The organism is Streptomyces sp. NPDC031365 (assembly GCF_055569765.1).
Window position 1 is genome coordinate 163,019 of the sequence record NZ_JBVIIM010000002.1, and the last position, 17,645, is coordinate 180,663.

15 protein-coding genes and 1 pseudogene are annotated in these 17,645 nt (G+C 73.3%); 1 reads left to right on the forward strand and 15 read right to left on the reverse strand.

From position 1 onward, the window contains the following. Window positions 1–60: 60 nt before the first annotated feature. From ACZ5C2_RS03445 to ACZ5C2_RS03470, 6 genes and pseudogenes are all read right to left on the reverse strand, one after another. Window positions 61–270: pseudogene (locus ACZ5C2_RS03445) on the reverse strand (SLC13 family permease); the annotation flags it as partial. A 25-nt stretch (window positions 271–295) separates the two neighbouring features. Further along, window positions 296–1,369 (reverse strand): MerR family transcriptional regulator, encoded by a 1,074-nt coding sequence (locus tag ACZ5C2_RS03450; RefSeq protein WP_468786060.1) that lies wholly within the window; start codon window positions 1,367–1,369, stop codon window positions 296–298. 88 nt (window positions 1,370–1,457) lie between these two features. Next, window positions 1,458–2,963 carry a sensor histidine kinase gene (locus tag ACZ5C2_RS03455; RefSeq protein WP_468786684.1) on the reverse strand — a complete coding sequence of 502 codons (1,506 nt, stop codon included), beginning with the start codon at window positions 2,961–2,963 and terminating at the stop codon, window positions 1,458–1,460. 41 nt (window positions 2,964–3,004) lie between these two features. Continuing rightward, the gene (locus tag ACZ5C2_RS03460; RefSeq protein WP_468786062.1) at window positions 3,005–3,709 is read right to left on the reverse strand and encodes a response regulator transcription factor; all 705 of its coding nucleotides are present in this window, start codon (window positions 3,707–3,709) and stop codon (window positions 3,005–3,007) included. 42 nt (window positions 3,710–3,751) lie between these two features. After that, on the reverse strand, window positions 3,752–4,573 hold the full coding sequence (locus ACZ5C2_RS03465; RefSeq protein WP_468786064.1) for an ABC transporter permease: 822 nt from the start codon (window positions 4,571–4,573) through the stop codon (window positions 3,752–3,754). Further along, a complete protein-coding gene (locus tag ACZ5C2_RS03470) occupies window positions 4,570–5,502 on the reverse strand; it encodes an ABC transporter ATP-binding protein (RefSeq protein ID WP_468786066.1) in 933 nt (310 codons plus the stop codon). The genes ACZ5C2_RS03465 and ACZ5C2_RS03470 overlap by 4 nt, the downstream gene beginning before the upstream one ends. A gap of 264 nt (window positions 5,503–5,766) precedes the next feature. Here ACZ5C2_RS03470 and ACZ5C2_RS03475 point away from each other — a divergent pair, with 264 nt between their 5' ends. Further along, complete coding sequence (locus ACZ5C2_RS03475) at window positions 5,767–6,639, forward strand: ATP-grasp domain-containing protein (RefSeq protein ID WP_468786068.1); 873 nt, start codon at window positions 5,767–5,769, stop codon at window positions 6,637–6,639. Here the strand turns inward: ACZ5C2_RS03475 and ACZ5C2_RS03480 are convergent. The 9 genes from ACZ5C2_RS03480 to ACZ5C2_RS03520 form a co-directional block, all read right to left on the reverse strand. Next, entirely contained in the window at window positions 6,620–7,228 is a 609-nt protein-coding gene (locus ACZ5C2_RS03480; protein WP_468786070.1) for a hypothetical protein, read from the reverse strand. The genes ACZ5C2_RS03475 and ACZ5C2_RS03480 overlap by 20 nt on opposite strands. Then, complete coding sequence (locus ACZ5C2_RS03485) at window positions 7,197–8,033, reverse strand: FkbM family methyltransferase (RefSeq protein WP_468786072.1); 837 nt, start codon at window positions 8,031–8,033, stop codon at window positions 7,197–7,199. Before ACZ5C2_RS03485 ends, ACZ5C2_RS03480 begins: the two co-directional genes overlap by 32 nt. Continuing rightward, a complete protein-coding gene (locus ACZ5C2_RS03490) occupies window positions 8,030–8,329 on the reverse strand; it encodes a Trm112 family protein (protein WP_468786074.1) in 300 nt (99 codons plus the stop codon). Before ACZ5C2_RS03490 ends, ACZ5C2_RS03485 begins: the two co-directional genes overlap by 4 nt. Next, window positions 8,326–9,252, reverse strand: a complete 927-nt coding sequence (locus ACZ5C2_RS03495) for a hypothetical protein (protein ID WP_468786076.1) — start codon at window positions 9,250–9,252, stop codon at window positions 8,326–8,328. The genes ACZ5C2_RS03490 and ACZ5C2_RS03495 overlap by 4 nt, the downstream gene beginning before the upstream one ends. Before the next feature lie 16 nt (window positions 9,253–9,268). Next, window positions 9,269–10,009, reverse strand: coding sequence for a class I SAM-dependent methyltransferase (locus ACZ5C2_RS03500; protein ID WP_468786078.1), 741 nt, complete (start codon window positions 10,007–10,009; stop codon window positions 9,269–9,271). After that, a complete protein-coding gene (locus ACZ5C2_RS03505) occupies window positions 10,006–11,262 on the reverse strand; it encodes a condensation protein (protein ID WP_468786080.1) in 1,257 nt (418 codons plus the stop codon). Before ACZ5C2_RS03505 ends, ACZ5C2_RS03500 begins: the two co-directional genes overlap by 4 nt. Next, window positions 11,259–15,560, reverse strand: a complete 4,302-nt coding sequence (locus tag ACZ5C2_RS03510; protein ID WP_468786686.1) for an alpha-(1->3)-arabinofuranosyltransferase domain-containing protein — start codon at window positions 15,558–15,560, stop codon at window positions 11,259–11,261. Before ACZ5C2_RS03510 ends, ACZ5C2_RS03505 begins: the two co-directional genes overlap by 4 nt. After that, entirely contained in the window at window positions 15,557–16,282 is a 726-nt protein-coding gene (locus ACZ5C2_RS03515; RefSeq protein WP_468786082.1) for a class I SAM-dependent methyltransferase, read from the reverse strand. The genes ACZ5C2_RS03510 and ACZ5C2_RS03515 overlap by 4 nt, the downstream gene beginning before the upstream one ends. Before the next feature lie 128 nt (window positions 16,283–16,410). Next, complete coding sequence (locus ACZ5C2_RS03520; protein ID WP_468786084.1) at window positions 16,411–17,562, reverse strand: glycosyltransferase family 4 protein; 1,152 nt, start codon at window positions 17,560–17,562, stop codon at window positions 16,411–16,413. Window positions 17,563–17,645: the final 83 nt, after the last annotated feature.

Genomic DNA, 17,645 nt, shown 5'->3' on the forward strand with positions numbered 1-17,645 from the left:
CGTACTCCTTCTGTGGAACCAGCTGTCGTTCGTAGGTTGCCAGGTGCTCGTGCCCGGGGCCTACCCCCACCCGGGCACGACCATCACCCGCCACACCACCGCCGGGACCACCGCGACCACGATCCCGCCGTACGTCATCAACTGCCGGAAGAAGCGGTCGCGGTCGACGTCCGGGGCGGCGGCCAGGACCAGAGCGCCGTTCGTGGAGAACGGGCTCACGTCCACGACCGTCGCCGACACCGCCGGCGCCGCCACCATGCCGACGGCCCCCGCGGGCAGCCGACCGGCCCGTGGGTCAGGCCGCTGTCTCCACCACGTCCGCCACCACGCAGCTGATGTTGTCCGGGCCGCCGGAGTCGTTGGCACCGGTGATCAGGGTCTGGACCGCCTGGTCCGGAGTCGGGGCGGTGGTCAGGACGTTCCTGATCGTGTCGTCGGGGACGACCGTCGAGAGGCCGTCGGAGCAAAGGAGGTAGCGGTCGCCCGGGTGGGCGTCGTGGAGGCGGAGGTCGGGGGAGGAGGTGGTTGCCTCCGTGCCCGTGAGGGCCTTCAGGAGAAGGGTGCGCTGGGGGTGGGAGACCGCTTCCTCCGGGGACAGCCGGCCCTCGTCGAGCATCGACTGGACCACCGTGTGGTCGTGGGTGACGCGGAACAGCTCGCCGTCGCGCAGCAGGTACGCGCGGGAGTCGCCGATGTGGACCAGGGCCAGGCGGGAGCCCGTCCAGAGGAGGGCCGTCAGCGTGGTGCCCGCTTCCTCCGCGCCGTCGGCCGCGTCACGCACCGCCTGCGCCGCGCCCTGCACCGCGTCCTCCAGGAGGTTCAGCACCCCGCCCGCCGGTACCTCCCGCGTGTCCAGGAACCGCAGCGCCTCCACCGCCGCGTTGCTCGCCGGCGCCCCCGCCGGACCGAAGCCGTCGGCCACGGCCAGCAACCGGGCGCCCGCATACGCCGTGTCCTGGTTGGCGGGGCGGACCCGGCCCCGGTCGGAGTGGGCGCTGTAGCGCAGCTCCAGTGTGCTCATGGTGGTGTCCCTTCTCGACTCTTCCGTGAGGTGATCGACCAGGAACGCGGCGAGGTCCCGCCGCAGCGCCGTCTCCGCCTCCACCCGGGCCCAGTACGCCCGGATCTCCACGGCGGCGGCACCGTCGTCCAGCGAGCGGACGCGACGGATCTCGGCCAGCGGCATGCCCAGGCGGCGCAGCCACGCCACCAGACGGGCCTGCTCGAGCTGGTCCGCCGCGTAGTAGCGGTAGCCCGTGTCCGGGTCCACCCGGGCGGGGCGCAGCAAATCCAGCTCGTCGTACAGGCGCAGCGCCTTCGGGGACAGCCGGCACGCCTTCGCGAAGGCGCCGATCGTCAGCATGTCCATCGCCCTTCCCCTCTTTTCGCACCGCGCTTCCGCGCTTCCGCGTTTCCGCGTTCCGCCACCGATGCTGGGGCTTCCCCGAAGGGGAAGGTCAAGCGTGGTGGTCGTCCGTCGGGTCGTGCGGCGGGAGGAGGATACGGAACGTGGCGCCCTCGCCCGGGGCCGTGCGGAGTTCCACCCGGCCGTGGTGGGCCGTCACCAGGGATCTGACGATCGCGAGGCCGAGGCCCGCGCCCCCGTCGCGGGTGCGACCACGGGCGGCGTCGGCGCGGTAGAACCGGTCGAACGCACGGGCGGCCTGGTCGGCGGACATGCCCGGGCCCTCGTCGTGGAGTTCCAGGACGGCCAGCCCGTCGCGCGTGCCGACCCCGATGCGGACCGGCGTGCCGGCCGGAGTGTGGGCGACCGCGTTGCCGACGAGGTTGGACATCACCTGCCGCAGCTTCGCCTCGTCGCCGAGCACCGGCGCGCCTCCCGGCGGGCCGCCGCCGGGCCCGGTGAGGGCGACGGGCCGTCCGGGGTCGAGGGCGCGCAGGTCGTGCAGGGCGTCGGCGGCCAGGGTGCGCAGGTCCATGGGGGTGGGGCGGAGGGGAAGGTCCGCGGCGGACGCGGGCTCGTCGAGCCGGGCGAGCAGCAGCAGGTCCTCGACCAGCCGGATCAGCCGTCCCGCCTCCCGCTCGACCCGGCCCATCGCGGCGTCGACGTCGGCGCGTTCGGGCATGCCGCCCATCCGGTACAGCTCGGTGAACCCCTTGATGCCGAACAGCGGGGTGCGCAGCTCATGACTGGCGTCCGCGAGGAAGCGGCGCATCCGCTCCGCGGAGGCCGCCCGGGCGGCGTCACTCTCCTCGATCCGGTCCAGCATGCCGTTGAGTACCCCGGCCAGCCGGCCGAGTTCGGTACGGGAGTCGGCCAGTCCGGGCACGCGGCTGGACAGGTCGCCGTCCGCGATGGCCGCCGCGGTCGTCTCGATGCGCCGCAGCGGACGCAGTCCGACCCCCACCGCGAACCATCCTGCCGAGCCGAGCAGCACCAGCACGAGAGAGTCGATCACCAGCACCCGGGTGCCGAGCTGCCGGATCGTCGCGTCGACCTGGGTGAGCGAGCCGGCGACCACGACGCTCCCCCCGTCGGCCGCCGGCCCGTCCGGGCCGTCGAGCGGCAGGGCGATCGCCCGCCAGGCCGTGCCGCCGTCCCGTGCCGGAGCCTCGAAGGCCCGTCCCTCGCGTCCGGCAACCGCCGCCGCGTCCAGGCCGGGCAGGACCGGGGCGCTTCCCACGGCAGGCCGGACCACGCGCAGCGCCCGGCCGGCCGGGTCCAGGTAGACGACATGGACATCCCCGGTCAGCTGCCGCTCCACGCTCTGCCGCACCTGCGGCGTCCGGTCACCCGCCACATCGGCCAGATCGGTGAAGCGCGAGGTGACCGTGGCGGCGGTACGCAGCCGGTCGTCCAACTGCCCGACCAGGTCCCGTTGCAGCAGGGTGACCACGAGCGAGCTGCCGCCGAGCAGGGCCACCACGAGCAGCACCAGCGAGATCGCCAGCAGTCGGCCGCGCAGCGAGATGCGGCCGCGCAGCGAGATGCGGCCGTGCAGCGGGACGCGGCGGCCGCTCAGCCGGCCCGCGGGGTGCCCCCTCACTGCCGGGGCCTGCGCAGCACGTACCCGGTGCCGCGCACGGTGTGAATGAGTTTCGGGTCGTCCTGGTCCACCTTGCGGCGCAGATAGCTGATGTAGGAGGCCACGATGCTGTCGTCGCCGCCGAAGTCGTAGTGCCAGACCAGCTCGAGCAGCTGGGCCTTCGACAGCACCTGTCCGGCGTTCTCCATCAGCACCCGCAACAGGCTGAACTCGGTCGGCGAGAGCTGCACGGGATGCCCGTCCCGGGTCACCTGGTGGCTGTCGGGGTCGAGCTCCAGCGTGCCGACGACCAGCCGCCCGTCCACCGGACGGCCGCTCGTACGGCGCACGATGGCCCGGATGCGCAGCACCAGCTCCTCGAGGTTGAACGGTTTCGTCAGATAGTCGTCACCGCCCGCCCTCAGCCCGCCGATCCGGTCCTCGGGCGCGTCCCGGGCGGTGAGGAACAGCACCGGCGGATGCCCCGACAGCGTGGAGGAGTGCTCCTCGCGCAGCCGCCGGACCACCTCGAAGCCGTCGAAGTCGGGCAGCATCACATCCAGCACGATCAGGTCGGGGCGCCGCTCCCGCACCGCGGCCAGCGCCTCCGCGCCGGTCTCCACCGGGACCACGTCGAAGCCGGCCAGCCGCAGGCTCGCGGACAGCAGTTCGCGCAGGGTCGGCTCGTCCTCCACCACCAGCAGCCGTTCGGACGCCGTCATCCGTCCACTCCCCACCTGATCGCCGGCTTCCAGTCTGCGGCCCTACGCGTCCCGCTTGCGGAAGACGACGAACGCGACGGCGAGCAGAGCCGCCACACAGCCCGCCATGACGGTGAGCCCGGGCCAGGGGGCCAGCAGCTGCGGATCACGGTAGCCGGTGATGATCTGCCCCCCGGCGATGGGCGGCCAGTACGTCGTCATCCAGTCACCGAACGCCCCGGGCAGCGCCGGAGCGAACGCCTGCACGATCAGCAGCACCCCGAACAGGGTCGTCACCGTCGCCGTCGTACTGCGGATCACCGTCCCGATCGCCAGCCCGAACAGCGCGGCCAGCGTCAGATACAGCGCCCCGCCCCAGATGGCGCGCAGCGACTCCGGATCGGACAGGGCGACGTGCGGGGCACCGGCCCCCTCCAGTGCCGCCTGCCCGACCAGGAACCCGCCGAGGGAGACCAGCAGCCCCACCGGCAGAGCGACCGCGATCAGCGTCATGGCCTTGGCCGCCAGCACCCGTGTCCGCTTCGGTACGGCGGTCAGCGTGCCGACGATCGTCCGGGCGCCGTACTCGGAGGTGATCACCAGACCGCCCAGCAGACCGAGAGCGATCTGGGCCAGCAGATAGCCGCGCAGACTGGTCGCCAGCGGGTCGAAGGAGGCGCGGTCGGCCGCGCTCAGGCCGGCGTACCCGCCGCCGGCGGACGTGCCGTTCAGCGCGGCCAGGCCGACGCAGAAGACCAGGGTGCCCAGGACGATGTGGAGGGTCGACCGCATCGTACGGATCTTGATCCACTCGGCGTGCAGACAGTGGGCGAACGTCGCCCGGCCCGCCGCCTCCGCCCGTACGCCCACGGTGCTCGCGCTCATCGAACCGTCTCCTTCGCCTCTGCCTGCGCGTTCTCCGTGTGGTACTCGACGGCATCGCGGGTCAGGTCCATGAAGGCCTGCTCCAGGGACGCCTGCCGCGGTGTCAGCTCGTGCAGCTCCACCCCGCCCACCGCGGCCAGCGCGCCGATCTCGGCCGCCTCCAGCCCGGTCACCACCAGCCCGTCCACGCCGTCCTCGCGCACCTCGACCGCCGCGGACAGCATCCGCAGCAGCGAGGCCGCCTGGGGGCTGCGCACCAGGACCTCCCGGCCGGAGTACGCGTCGATGAACGACGTCACGGCGGTGTCCGCGATCAGCCGGCCGCGGCCGATCACGATCAGGTGGTCGGCGGTGAGCTCCATCTCGCTCATCAGGTGACTGGACATCAGCACCGCGCGCCCCTCTGCCGCCATCCGCCGCATGAACCCGCGGATCCAGACGATCCCCTCCGGGTCGAGACCGTTGAGCGGCTCGTCGAAGATCAGCACCGGGGGATCGCCCAGCAACGCCCCCGCGATGCCGAGCCGCTGCCGCATGCCGAGCGAGTAGGTCCCGGCCCTGCGGTGGGCGACTCCCTCCAGACCCACCTCCGCCAGCACCTCGGCCACCCGGCGGCGCGGGATGCCGTTGCCGGCCGCGAGGGCCAGCAGATGGTGCCGCGCCGTGCGGCTCGGCAGCACCGCGCCGGCGTCCAGCAGCGCGCCGACCGCCCTGAGCGGCGCAGCCTGGGCGGTGTAGGGGCGCCCGCCGACGGTGGCGGTCCCGGACGTGGCGGCGTCCAGGCCCAGGATCATCCGGAGCGTGGTCGACTTCCCGGCACCGTTGGGGCCGAGGAACCCGGTCACCTCCCCCGGGCGGACGGCGAACGTCAGGTCGTCGACGGCCAGGACCTCGCCGTAGCGCTTGGTGAGTCCGCGGACTTCGATCACAGTGACTCCAGAGCCGATGGGTGCGTGTGTGCGAGCGGGGTGCGCGCCGTCGTGGTGCCGTGCACCACCCCACCGTGGCCGGGGCGTCTGGACCGGTCTGGACGATGGTGAACGCCCGATGGGAACCACAGGCCGGGCCCACCGGAAATCCGCAGGTCACGGCAGTCCGCCCGGCCGGGACGGACGGAAACTCACACAGAACACTCAGAAACGGAACTGTTAGCCTGCTCGTCGATCAGCTGTTCGCATGAGGAGTGAGTCGCCGTGCCCCGTATCGCGCTCGTGACCTGCGCACCCGGCCCCGACACCGCCGAGGACCGGGATCTTCCGGCGCTGGTCCGGGCGCTGGAGGAGGCCGGGGCCGAGGCGTCCGCCGAGGTGTGGGACGACGCCGAGGTGGACTGGGCGGGCTTCGACCTCGCCGTGATCCGCTCCACCTGGGACTACAGCTGGCGGGCGGCGGAGTTCACCGCGTGGGCCGAACGGTGCGGCACGCTCACCCGGCTGGCCAATCCGGCGGACGTGGTGCGGTGGAACACCGACAAGCGGTACCTCGGGGATCTCGCCGCCGCCGGGGTGCCGGTGGTGGACACCCGGTACCTCTCGGCGGGTGACCCGCTCGACCTCCCCGTCGACCACGAGTACGTCGTCAAGCCCACCTCCGGCGCCGGCGCCCGGTTCGCCGCCCGCTACACGCCCGAGGAGCACGACACGGCCGTACGGCATCTGCGGCGGATGCACGCCGAGGGATTCACCGCGATGGTGCAGCCCTATGTGCGCGGCATCGACACCGCGGGGGAGCGGGCGCTGCAGTTCTTCGGGGGGAACCTGCTGCACGTGAGCCGCAAGGGGCCCGTCCTCACCCCCGGTACGCCCTACGACCAGCGCAAGGTCGCCCACCCCGGGCTGACCGCCTGGGCCCCCACTCCCGAAGAGGCCGCCCTCGCCGAAAAGGCGCTGGCCTCCGTGCCGGGCAGGCCCGAGCTGCTGTACGCGCGCGTCGACCTCGTGGACGGAGAGGACGGCCGGCCCCGGGTGATGGAGCTGGAGCTCGTGGAACCGAACCTGTTCCTGTGGCTGCACCCGGAGTCGGTGCCGCGTGTCGTGGAGGAGATCCTCAAGGCCGCGGCCCGCTGACGGCCGTCCGCTGCAGCAGCCCCCACGTGAACTCGGCGACCACCTCCCGCCGTACGCCGCTCGCGTCCGGAGCGGTGAAGGCCAGCCCCCATCGGGTGGGGGCCGTGCCCTCCAAGGGGCGGGCGGGGGCGAAGGCGCGGGCCGCCTCGTCGACCGTGCAGGACCAGGGCGTGAGGTCCTCGACCGTGCGCAGGACGGGCGCCTGGGCGCCCGGCGCGCGGACCAGCCACTCGTTCCACACCGCACCGCCGGCCGCCGGGGTCAGCACCTCGAAGCGCAGGTCCGGCCAGAGCGGGAGCGGCCACTGCCATGCCTCGCAGTCCAGGTCGCCGATCCTGCGCGGGGTCCTCGACTCCGGCTCGCCGAGCACGGCCCGGTACCGCGACAGGGCCGGGCGGGGGCGCGGCGAGCGGAGCATCGCCTGCCAGCGCCTGTTGGCCTCGCGCATGTCCGCGAGGGAGGCGCCCAGTTCGCGCCGGGCGTCCTCCACCGGGCCGGGATGGTGATCGGCCATGCGGCGTAGCAGCACGAGCTGGAAGTCGATCGGGGTGAAGGGGCTACCGCGTCGTCCGGGGGGCATGGGAACCATCGTCGCCGACCGGGGGCGCTCCGGGGCGGTGGCCGTCCGGGAGGAACAGTACGGAGTTGATGTACCGCGGGCCCCGGAGCGCGTCGTGGGGAAGGACCCGGCGCAGCAGGCCGTGGGTGACGACATAGGCGTTGCGCGCCTGGTGGGACTCCAGCGGGAAGCGGGAGAGCGGGATCCAGGCGCGGTCGGGCAGCACCCAGCCGTCGTAGCCCAGCGTGGACAGATACGTCACCACCGGCTCGATCGGCTGGATACGGGACTCCAGCTCCACGAACAGGGCCGGTCGGTCGCGGGACAGGATTCCGGCGGCTCCGCGGAGCACCGCCGACTCGTTGCCGTCCACGTCGATCTTGATGAAACCGACGTTGTGCAGGCCGAGTTCGTCCAGGGTGACGCAGGTGACGTCGAGGGCCTGGCCGTGGATGTCCCGGCGGATCAGCGAGGACACGCCCCGGTCGCCGCTGTCGCCCGGGGGCAGCCACAGGTGGGCCGTGCCGGGCTGGTCCGAGGCCGCGGCGCGGATCACCCGGACGTTCGGCGGGGCGGTCGCCGTGAGCAGTCGGGCCAGGTGGGGGACCGGTTCCAGGGTCACCACCCGTCGGGCGCGCTCCGCCAGCCTGTGCGTCCAGGGACCGTACCAGCCGCCGACGTCCACCGCCGTGTCGCAGTCCGGCGGGCACAGGTCGTCGAGGCGGGCCAGTTCGGGCTCGTAGCGGGGGTAGACCGCTCTGGCCGTCGCGGCCACCAGACGCGTGGGGAGGAAGGCCGCCACCCGGGCCGCGAGCGTGCGGCGTGCCCTCGTCACGGTGTCGTCCCCGGAGTCCCGGAGCCGCCGCCGGAACCAATCCCGGAGCCGTTCCCGGAGCCGCTCCCGGGCCGGTCCCCCTCCACCCGCGTCAGCATCTCCTCGTGTTCCTCCTCCGACACCTGCTCCCCGGACGACGGCAGCAGCTGCGGAATGCCGTCGACGATCGGATAGCGGCGCCGCAGACGCGGGTTGTACAGCGCCCCGTCCCCCGTGCCGTCCGGCGTGAGCAGATGCAGCGGCCCCTTGTCGAGCGGACAGGCCAGAATCCTCAGCAGTGGGTCATCGGGTTTCACGGTCGTGTCAACTCCCTGGTCCGGACGGGCGGTTGTGGTGCGGTGTCGTGCTTCGGCATGGCCAGCAGTACGGCGACGGCGAGCACCGTTCCCATGACGCGCAGCGCCAGCCGGAGTGGCTCGTCCGGCAGTTGCTCACCGAACGACAGCGTGCCGAGCACCGCCGTGAACAGACAGGTCACGGTCGTACAGACCGGCACGATCAGCGAGGCCCGGCAGCGCTGGAGCGCCGCCTGTGACATCACCAGCCCGAACACACCGGTGAACAGCAGCAGATACGGATAGGGGGATCGCAGCAGGCCGACGACGGCGCCACCGACACCGTCGGCCGTCAGGTGGCTCGACACCCCCTTGATGGCGAGGGAACTGACCCCGTAGAGCAGGCCGACGGCCACGCCGTACTCGACACCCGTCGTGGGCATCCGGTGCCGGCGGCGGGCGTTGCGTTCCGCGGAGCTGTACAGCCACACCCCGGTGGCCAGCGCCGGCACACACACCAGCAGGATCAGTGGATACGGCGCGTCCTGTCCCACCGTGTCGGCGCCCGCGCCGCTCTCCTTCAGCGACAGCACCACCATCAGCAGGGCGAGCAGAATGGCGCCGAGCGCGTACCGTTCCCGGCCGCTGGTCTCCTCGCCCAACAGCCGGGCCGACAGCAGCACGAGCAGCACCAGACCGGAGACGAAGATGCCCTGTGCGGCGGCGATCGGCAGCGTGCGGTACACCGCGAGCTGGGCGGCGAAACCGGCCGCGAGCGCCAGCGAGCCGCCGATCCACAGCGGGCTGCCCACCACCAGCCGCAGCAGTCGCACCGGTTGGCGGATCGACACTTCGGGCAAGCTCGCGAGCGCCCGCTTCTCCAGGACGAACCCGCCGCTGTACAGGACGTTCGCCAACAGGGCCGCGGTCACTCCCCACCACATGGTCCCCCCGCCCCCTTTACGTCCGCCGCGCGTGCAGCAGCAGGATCGACGCGAGCGGCGCCCTGGCACAGGCCAGCCGGTCCAGCGGGCGCAGCGGACGCGGTACCCCGTGGAAGGGGGCGCCTTCGAGACGGACGACGGTGAAGCCGGACGCGGCGACGAACTCCCGCAGCGCACGGGCCGTGTACAGCCGCAGATGACCCACGACCTCCGAGCCCGGCCGCCCGTGGATACCGCGCATGCTGACCTCGGAGAAGACCGGCTGCACCCCGGCGAACAGCAGCACGCGGTTGTACCAGGCGGCGAGATTCGGGGTGGACAGCATCAGATGGCCCCCCGGACGGAGCACCCGGCGGATCTCGTCGAGCGCCGCGTCCGGGTCGACGAGATGCTCGATCACCTCGCTGAAGAGCACCGCGTCCGCCGACCCGGAGGCGAACGGCAGCCCTCCACCGCTCAGTTCACCGCGCACCGCGTACGGCAGCCGGGTGCGGGCGCGGGCGAGGGCGTCCTGGGACCAGTCGACGCCGACCAGCCGGTGGCCGCGCAGATAGGGGGTGGCGGTGGCGGCCGCGGTGCCGTCGCCGCAGCCGATGTCGAGGACCGTGCGCGGTCCGGCCCCGGCGGAGGCAGGGCCGAGCGCGCGGGCCAGCATCCGGGCCTGGCGGCGGCTGCGGGAGGGGCCGGAGGCCACGGGCACGGCCGGATTCTCGTAGAAGTCGCGCAGCTCCCCGGGCGGGGAAGCGGTGGTCGTCACGGGGTTTCCTCCGTGGTGTGGAGATAGTGCGCGAAGAGATCGCGCAGACGGTCGCCGTCGCCGTGGCCGAGCAGCGCGCGCGACCACCGCAGGGCCAGATGGAGCCGGCCCGCGGTGGAGGCGGTGGTGACGGTGAGGCCGCGGGGCATCCGGGCCGGCGCCGAGAACCACACGGCGTGCGCCCGGCCCGCCTCTTCGCCGAAGTCCAGCGGATACGGGATACGGCCGATGTTGCTGAGCAGCGTGGTCGACGTCCAGGGCGCCGCCGCCCTGCGCAGGCCCCGGGTGAGCGCGGCACGGCAGGCGACCGGGGCCCAGGGGGCGGTGAGCAGGGCGGCACCGTGGCCGAGCTGGGGGCGGGAGAGCGACTTCAGTGCGCGGGTGCGCCGGGCGGTGCGGCGCAGCAGTTCCGGCATGTCGTCAGGCTCCAGCTCCTCCGGGCCGAACGGTACTTCGACCAGCCGGGTGCCGTTGCCGATGGGCATCGTGGTGTCCCGGGGGCGGTCGTCGACCGGCATGGTGATGCGCAGGGGGCGGCGCGCCGCGCCGTGCTCCCGGTTCCAGTGGGTGATGGTCAGGGCGGTGGCGACCATGAGCTGGTCGTTGACGGTGTACGGGGAGCCCTTGGGCCGGTGCGGCAGTGCCAGCTCGGTGACGAGCAGGCCGTTGCCGGGCGCCGACTCGGGCCTGCCCGGCGCCACCCGGGCCGGCGGGGCCCAGTGGGACGGGGTGTCCGGCGGGCCCTCGGGCGTCTCCGGGGGACGTACGGGCGGGGCGGCCGGGGCGTTGTCCCGGCCGCCGTAGAGCTCGGCGGCGGTGGCCAGGACCCGGAGGCAGGCGGGACCGTCCGCGGCGGTGTGGTTGATGGTGAGGAGGAGAACGGTGCCCTCCCCGCCCACCACCTCCAGCCGGACCGGCGGGGACGCGGTGAGCGGGGGCGCCTGGGTGAGCGCCCGGGTACGGGCGCCCGGCAGGGCGTCCTTACCCGGCGGCGGGAAGCTCACCACCTCCACGTCCGGTCCGTCGGTCAGCTCCCATTCGTAGCGGCGCCGGTACCAGGGCCCCGGGGCCTCCCGGACGAGGATCCGGGGGTGCCGCCGCAGCGCCTCGGTGAACGCCTTGCGCAGACGCGGGGGATCCAGCTCCCCGGGGAGGTGCACCTCGATGTGCACCGTCTCCGGTTCCTCCTCCTGCAGGCAGTGCCGGGACACCTCGTCGACGACGGGGAAGGGGACGCGAAGGGGTGCGCTCATACGGGCCGGTCCTCTCCCGACCGGCCCCGTGCCGGGGGCGGGGGCACGAACGGACGCGCCCGGGCTGCGGAAGGCGGCGGTGGTGGTGTCGGATACGGTGCGGCGGCGGGCGCCGTGACCGGGGGCAGGACCGCCGTGGTGCCCGGTTCGTCGTCCGGACGCCCGCCGTACGGCTCCCGCTCCCGCTCCCGTTCCGCACCGAGGCTCACCAGGCCCGCGAACAGGCCTGTCAGTGCCAGCAGCTGGGCCACCCGGCCGAACGCTCCCGCGCCCGCGCCCACCGGCTCGCCCGCACCGAGCGCCGCCGCGATGCCCGCTCCCGCGAGCCCGGCGAACGCGATCGGCACCAGCAGCGCGTGCCGGCGCCACGCGAGCACCGCCAGGGCCGGCACCAGCAGTGCCCACCAGCCCGCGATCACCACGCCGACCAGCGTCAGCGCCACCGCCCCGAGCCAGGGGCCGGGCGCCGGAGGCACCGGCCGCGGCAGGTCGGGGCCCGCGGCCTTCCGGCGCCAGAGCACCAGACCGATCAGTACCGCGATCCCGGCCCCGCTCCCGATCAGCCCGGCGTCGTACGTGGTCGCCGGCTCGTAGGACAGCTTCACGGTGCCGCCCTCGCCCGCCGGGATCCGCCAGCCCTGCTGCCAGCCGTCCAGCCGCAGCGGGGTGAGCTCCTCGCCGTTCAGGGTGGCCTTCCAGCCGTCGTTGTGGTTCTCGAACATCGTGAGGTACGAGGCCGCTCCCGAGCCGACAGCCACCTCGCGGCGGTCGCCCAGCCAGTCCTGTATCCGCAGCTCACGGCTCGAGGCCGACGCCTCCGGCACGGTCCCGCGGGTCAGCGTCACGTCCGTCAGCGCCAACGGGCCCGCGTCACCGCCCTCCACCTGGTGTGTTCCCGTCGACAGTTCCAGCGCACCGTCGTCGCGCCCGCCCTGGCACAGCGTCACCTCGACCGGCCGCCGCTCCACCAGGTCGCGTACGGTCCCCCGCACGCCGGTCTCGTACAGCTCGCCGTCCACCGCCAGTACCGGGCCCTTGCCGCACTCCAGGGAGAACTCCCTGGTCTCCCGTGGCTGCGGGGTGCGGTACGCGTCGAGGGCCGGAACGTACGCCTCGGTCAGTCCCACCGGCAGTTGCATGTCGTCGTCGACCGCCGGGTTGTGCACGGTGAGCGGGGCGGTCCGGGTGACCGTGATGTCGAGGCGGTCGGTGGTGATCGGCGGGAAGCGGACCCAGCCGTTGTCGTCGACGCCGGCGATCGCCGCGCCGTCCGGGGAGCTGATGTGCACCTCGACGGCCCGCGTGGACAGCCCGCCGGCCGGCGCCAGCACCACTTCACCGACCGGCTGCCTGCCCGTCCAGCTCAGATGAACGGTCGGCCGGGCGCCCGCGATCCACGCGGTGGTCAGATCCCCGTCGGTGAGATTGCGGGCGGACAGCCCCGCGCCGAGGCGGGCCGTGGAGTCGGCGGTGGCGGTGATCCGGTTGCGCTGCTCGGGCGCCACCTCGTACAGCAGCCGGTCCAGCGCCTCGCCGGGCACGGCCACCGCGCTCGCCGTCACCTCGTACGTCCCCGCCGTCCCCGTGTCGAACCGCCGGTGCAGCCCCGCCTCGCTGCCCGCGAGGGACATCCCGGTGGGGTCGGCGGCACGGTGCAGGGAGACGATCTGTGCGGATGCGGTGGACTTCCCGGCGTCGGCGGGCAGCCGCAGCAGCCGCGTCACCTGCACGTCGGGCAGGTCGACCTCGGAGAATCCCGCGCCGGTGAGGCCGGGCCGCTCGGCGGTCGAGTCGACGATCGTCAGCTTCATCCACCCGGTGGACCCGGCGGGCGCCTTGATCTGCTGCTTGGTGCCGTTGGCCCGCAGGAAGGAGGTCTCGGACCCGTTCTCCGTCTCCACCCGCACCCGGGTCGGCGCCGCCCGCACACCGTCCTGGGGCAGCGGGGTGAGGCCGATGGTGTCGGGCATGTCGTAGGTGCCGTCGAAGCCGATCCGCAGCCACTGGCCGTCCGGGGAGCCGTCCGAACCCTCTGCCCAGGCGGTGTCCGGATTGCCGTCGAAGGCGTTCACCGGGTCGTACTGCGGCAGATGGAACAGCCAGTTGCCGTAGGACGAGGCCGTCACCGAGCGGGCGCCGCGCAGCTCGGCCACCGTCTGGTGGTCCAGGCCCTCGGTCGGCAGGATCTGGCGCGGCCGCTCACCCGCGTCCTGGGCGGCGTCCGGCGCGTTGCGCTCGTCACGGGTGTACGTGTACGACGTGTTGGCGTTGACCAGGCCGAACCGGGTGTCCGCCCGCCGCATCCCGTCGCCGATCACCTGCACCGGCGGTGTGCCGAGCCCCGGGTGCTCGTCGCCGGTCAGCACGGCCGGCCGGCCCCGCAGTTCGTCCGCCAGCGGCAGCAGCGCCTCGGGGCCGCCGGACACCACGGCGGTGTCGGCGACCGGCAGCAGCCGGGCCTGTCCCGGACGCGGGACGTCCGCACCGGCCGGACGGTAGATCTCCACCGCCCGCTGCCGCGGATACAGGCCTTCCACCTGGAGCGGGGTGCCGTGCGCGATCACCCCGCCGGTCGTCACCGGTCCGAGGCCCTTGGCCCGTTCGTACCCGGACTGCTCCAGGGTGCGCTTGACCGTCGCCGTCGGCACCTGGCCGATCTGGTCGGGGTCGAGATCATTGCGGACGACCACGTAGAAGACGCCCGCCCGGCTCAGGTAGTCGGCGAGTCCCGGCACTTCGCCACCGGTCAGCAGCGCCTGTTCCACCGCGTCCATGGCACGCCGGTTGCCGGGGGTGCCGAACGGCACGTAATCGCGCTGCGCCCAGCGGGAGTCGGCGACCACGTCCAGCGGCTGGTCGATGGTGGATCCCCAGGTGTGGATGCCGTGCGCGGTCGCGGGGACGACCAGGGCGCGCGAGTCGGGAGAGTTCTCCTCCAGCCAGTCGGCCGTCGCCTGCCAGTACGTGGGTATCTCCTGGAACGAACCCTGTCCGAGGATCGACCCGTTGAGATACGGCCACATCAGCCCCGGCAGGACGAGAACCGCCGCGACCAGCGGTGCGAACCGCCGGACTCGCATCCGATGGGCTCCGCGTGCCTCCGCGGACACCCCCACGAGATGCGCCAGTCCCAGGGCGAACGCGAGCGCGAGCCCTGTCTGGAACTTGTAGATGTTGCGGAACGGTGCCAGCCACCCGTCCAGCCAGCCCTGCACCACCGAGTGGAACGGGGCACCGAACGCGCCCCCGTACCCGGCCAGCAGCACCAGCGCCGCCACCAGCACGGTCAGCACCAGCCAGCGCCGCTCCGGCATGTCCCGCCGGGCCAGGCCGGCGAGGCCGAGACCCGCCGCGAGCGCCGAGCAGACGATCACCGGCACCGAGGAGGCGACCGCCCAGCCGGCCGGCAGCCACGCCTCACCGAAGTGCAGATACGCCACCCAGTTCCCGGCGCCGCGCAGCGCTTCCGTCGCCGCCATGGTGTCGGTGGTCGTCCGCGACGTCTCGATGTAGGGAAGGAAGTTCTCCCCGTGGGCCCCGAGCAGCAGCAGCGGTATCCACCACCACGCCGTCGCCACGATCATCGCCGGCGTCCACCAGGCGATCAGCCTGCGCTGCCGCGGCCCCGGCGGGCGGGAGAGCAGGTACAGCCCGACCGGCAGCAGGGACGCCAGCGTGGAGGCCGCGTTGACCCCGCCCATGAACGGCACCAGCAGCGCGGAACGCAGCGCCGCGACCCTGGCCGTGTACCGCTCGTCCGTCAGCGGCAGCAGCACCCACGGCAGCAGCGCGCCGGGCAGCGCGGCGGCCGACGTCGAACCGATGACCGCCGTGAACACCGGCCACAGCGCGTACGCCGCCGCCGCGAGCAGCCGGGACGCCCCGCTGCCCACGCGCAGGCGCTCCGCCAGCCGCAGTGCGCCCCAGAACGCCACCGAGACGATCAGTGACATCCACAGCCGCTCCGCCAGCCACACCGGCAGCTGCACCAGGTCGGCCAGCCAGTAGAACGGCAGCATCGGCCAGACATAGCCGATGTACTGGTCGGAGATGCCGCCGAACGAGCCCCGGTTGTGCCACAACTGGCCCAGGTCCGCGAGGAACTGTCCCGGGTCGACGGTGACGCCGAGCTTGGTGTCGAAGGTCTGCCGGCCCGGCTGCACCGCCAGGAACAGGACGAACACCACCGCCCAGAAGCCGAGCAGCCAGCGGCGTGACCGCGGGCCCTCCGGGGGGCCCGTGGTGGTCGCACGCGAGGGGACGGCTGCCGGAGGGGGAGCCTGGAGCGTGGTCGTCATTCGGGACACCGCCGGAGGATGAGGAGGAGGTTCCAGGTGGCGAACTCGCGCAGACCGGGCACCTTGACCACGGTCCGGGTGAGGAACGGCCAGTAGCGGGAGCGCGCCGACACGATCCGCACGTCGTCGCGGGCGCGCACCTGCCGCAGGGTGGTGCCGATGTGCACGGGGAAGAGGTTCTCGCCGAGCGTGTGCTTGGCGGGCCTGCCGGTACGGCGACGGTAGCGGGCGCGGGCCCGCTCGGCGCCGAGGTAGTGCCAGGGCGCCCACTCGTGACCGCCCCAGGGGGACAGCCAGTTGGTGAACGACACGTAGATCAGTCCACCGGGCCGGGTCACCCGCGCCAGCTCGCTGAGGAAGGTCCCCGGGTCGGCCACGTGCTCGAGGACGTTGGAGGAGAACGTGACGTCCGCGGCTCCGTCGGTGAGCGGCAGCAGATACCCGTCGGCGATCACGGTCCCGTCGGGAGGCTTCTCGCCCAGCTCCCGCACATCGGGCTCGAAGAGATAGGACTGAGCCCCTCGCCGACGGAACTCCTCGGTGAAGTGCCCGCTCCCGCCGCCGACATCGACGACGATCCGCCCGGCCACGGGGCCGCCGTACGCCTCGACCTGATCGACGGCGTCCCGCGCGAGTAGCGAGTAGCAGACGTCGGGCTCCTCCTGCTCCCGCAGGAAGGCACGGAAGAGGGCAAGCGACCGCCGCAGCGAGGGGTCCCTCACCGCTCGGGTCCGGCGAGCAGACCCGAAGGGGCGCGGGGCCGGGTCCACCCGCGGTTCGGCCGTGGGGCGCGACCGGGCGCGACGCTCCCGCAGCCGCGCCAAAACCGTACGGTCACGGTGCTCACGCGTCACGATGCGCAACCCCGAACCGCCTCACGGGCAACCGCCCGAAACCGCCGCACCGTGTGCTCCCAGCGATACCCCGCCGCGTGCTCCCGGGCGGCCTTGCCCATCAGTTCGCGGCGGTCCTCGGCAAGGGTCAGCGACATCCAGGCCGCCGCGAACGAGGACTCACCGTGCGCCAGCACGCCCGTCTCCCCGTCCCGCACGGAATCCCGCAGCCCCGGCACGTCGAAGGCGACCGCCGGGGTCTCGCGTGCCGCCGCTTCGGTGACCACCAGCCCCCATCCCTCCACGGCGGAGGGATGCAGCAGCAGCCACGCGGCGCACAGCAGCCGGTGCTTCTCCGCCTCGGAGACATGCCCGGTGAACTGGACTCCCGGGCCGGCGAGCCGCTCAAGCCGTTGCCGTTCCGGGCCGTCGCCGACGATCACCAGCCGGCCGCCGGTGACCGGCCGCACCCGTTCCCAGAGCCGCAGCAGCAGATCGATCCGCTTGTACTCGACGAGCCGGCCGACCGCCACGAACAGCGGTTCCGGCGACCGTTCGGCGAGCGGTCCGGGCTCGGCCACACCGTTGTGCACGACGCGTATCCGCTCCCGGGGAACGCCGATGTCGCGCAGCGCGTGGGCCGTGGACGGCGACACGGCGACGACCAGCCCGTGCCGGCGGGTGCCGGTGAGCGCCCAGTGCTCGAGTCTTCGTCCGATGCGTGCGGCCGGCGCCAGGGGGCCGCCGAACCGCATCTTCCACAGATCGGTGTGAACATGGTTGACCAGGCACAGTGTGGGTCCGTGGTGCCACAGCGGTGCCAGATAGGGCATGCCGTTGCACACCTCGACCAGCAGGTCGCAGTCGCCGACCTGACGGGCGAAGGCGGAACGGGCGCGCAGATAGTGGCCGTACGCTCCGCCCGCCGACACCACCCGGTAGTCACGGAAGGCCGCGGGCCCTCCGCACAGCAGGGTGACCTGGTGACCCATCCGGGTCAGGCCGTCGGCCAGTCGGTCGACCAGCAGCTCGGAGCCGCCTGCCGACGGATTGCCCAGGTCGCGGTGGGCGAGGAAGACGATCCGGCGGGGATGTGGGGGGAGCGCCGGAGAGAGCTGCGACGCGCTGGGGAGCGCGGTGGACAGCTGGGACGGCACGTGCTGGGGCATCGGTGCTCCAACTCGTCTCGGGGAACTCGGCGTGGGGAACGCGAGGAGGTGAAGAGGTGGGGTGGGAACGAGCCCCCTGCGGG

Bases quoted from the DNA above. Each gene is read 5' to 3' on its own strand.
- ACZ5C2_RS03450 (WP_468786060.1), bottom strand. From the start codon at position 1,369: ATGGACATGCTGACGATCGGCGCCTTCGCGAAGGCGTGCCGGCTGTCC.
- ACZ5C2_RS03460 (WP_468786062.1), bottom strand. From the start codon at position 3,709: ATGACGGCGTCCGAACGGCTGCTGGTGGTGGAGGACGAGCCGACCCTG.
- ACZ5C2_RS03465 (WP_468786064.1), bottom strand. From the start codon at position 4,573: ATGAGCGCGAGCACCGTGGGCGTACGGGCGGAGGCGGCGGGCCGGGCG.
- ACZ5C2_RS03480 (WP_468786070.1), bottom strand. From the start codon at position 7,228: ATGGTTCCCATGCCCCCCGGACGACGCGGTAGCCCCTTCACCCCGATC.
- ACZ5C2_RS03495 (WP_468786076.1), bottom strand. From the start codon at position 9,252: ATGTGGTGGGGAGTGACCGCGGCCCTGTTGGCGAACGTCCTGTACAGC.
- ACZ5C2_RS03505 (WP_468786080.1), bottom strand. From the start codon at position 11,262: ATGAGCGCACCCCTTCGCGTCCCCTTCCCCGTCGTCGACGAGGTGTCC.
- ACZ5C2_RS03510 (WP_468786686.1), bottom strand. From the start codon at position 15,560: ATGACGACCACGCTCCAGGCTCCCCCTCCGGCAGCCGTCCCCTCGCGT.
- ACZ5C2_RS03520 (WP_468786084.1), bottom strand. From the start codon at position 17,562: ATGCCCCAGCACGTGCCGTCCCAGCTGTCCACCGCGCTCCCCAGCGCG.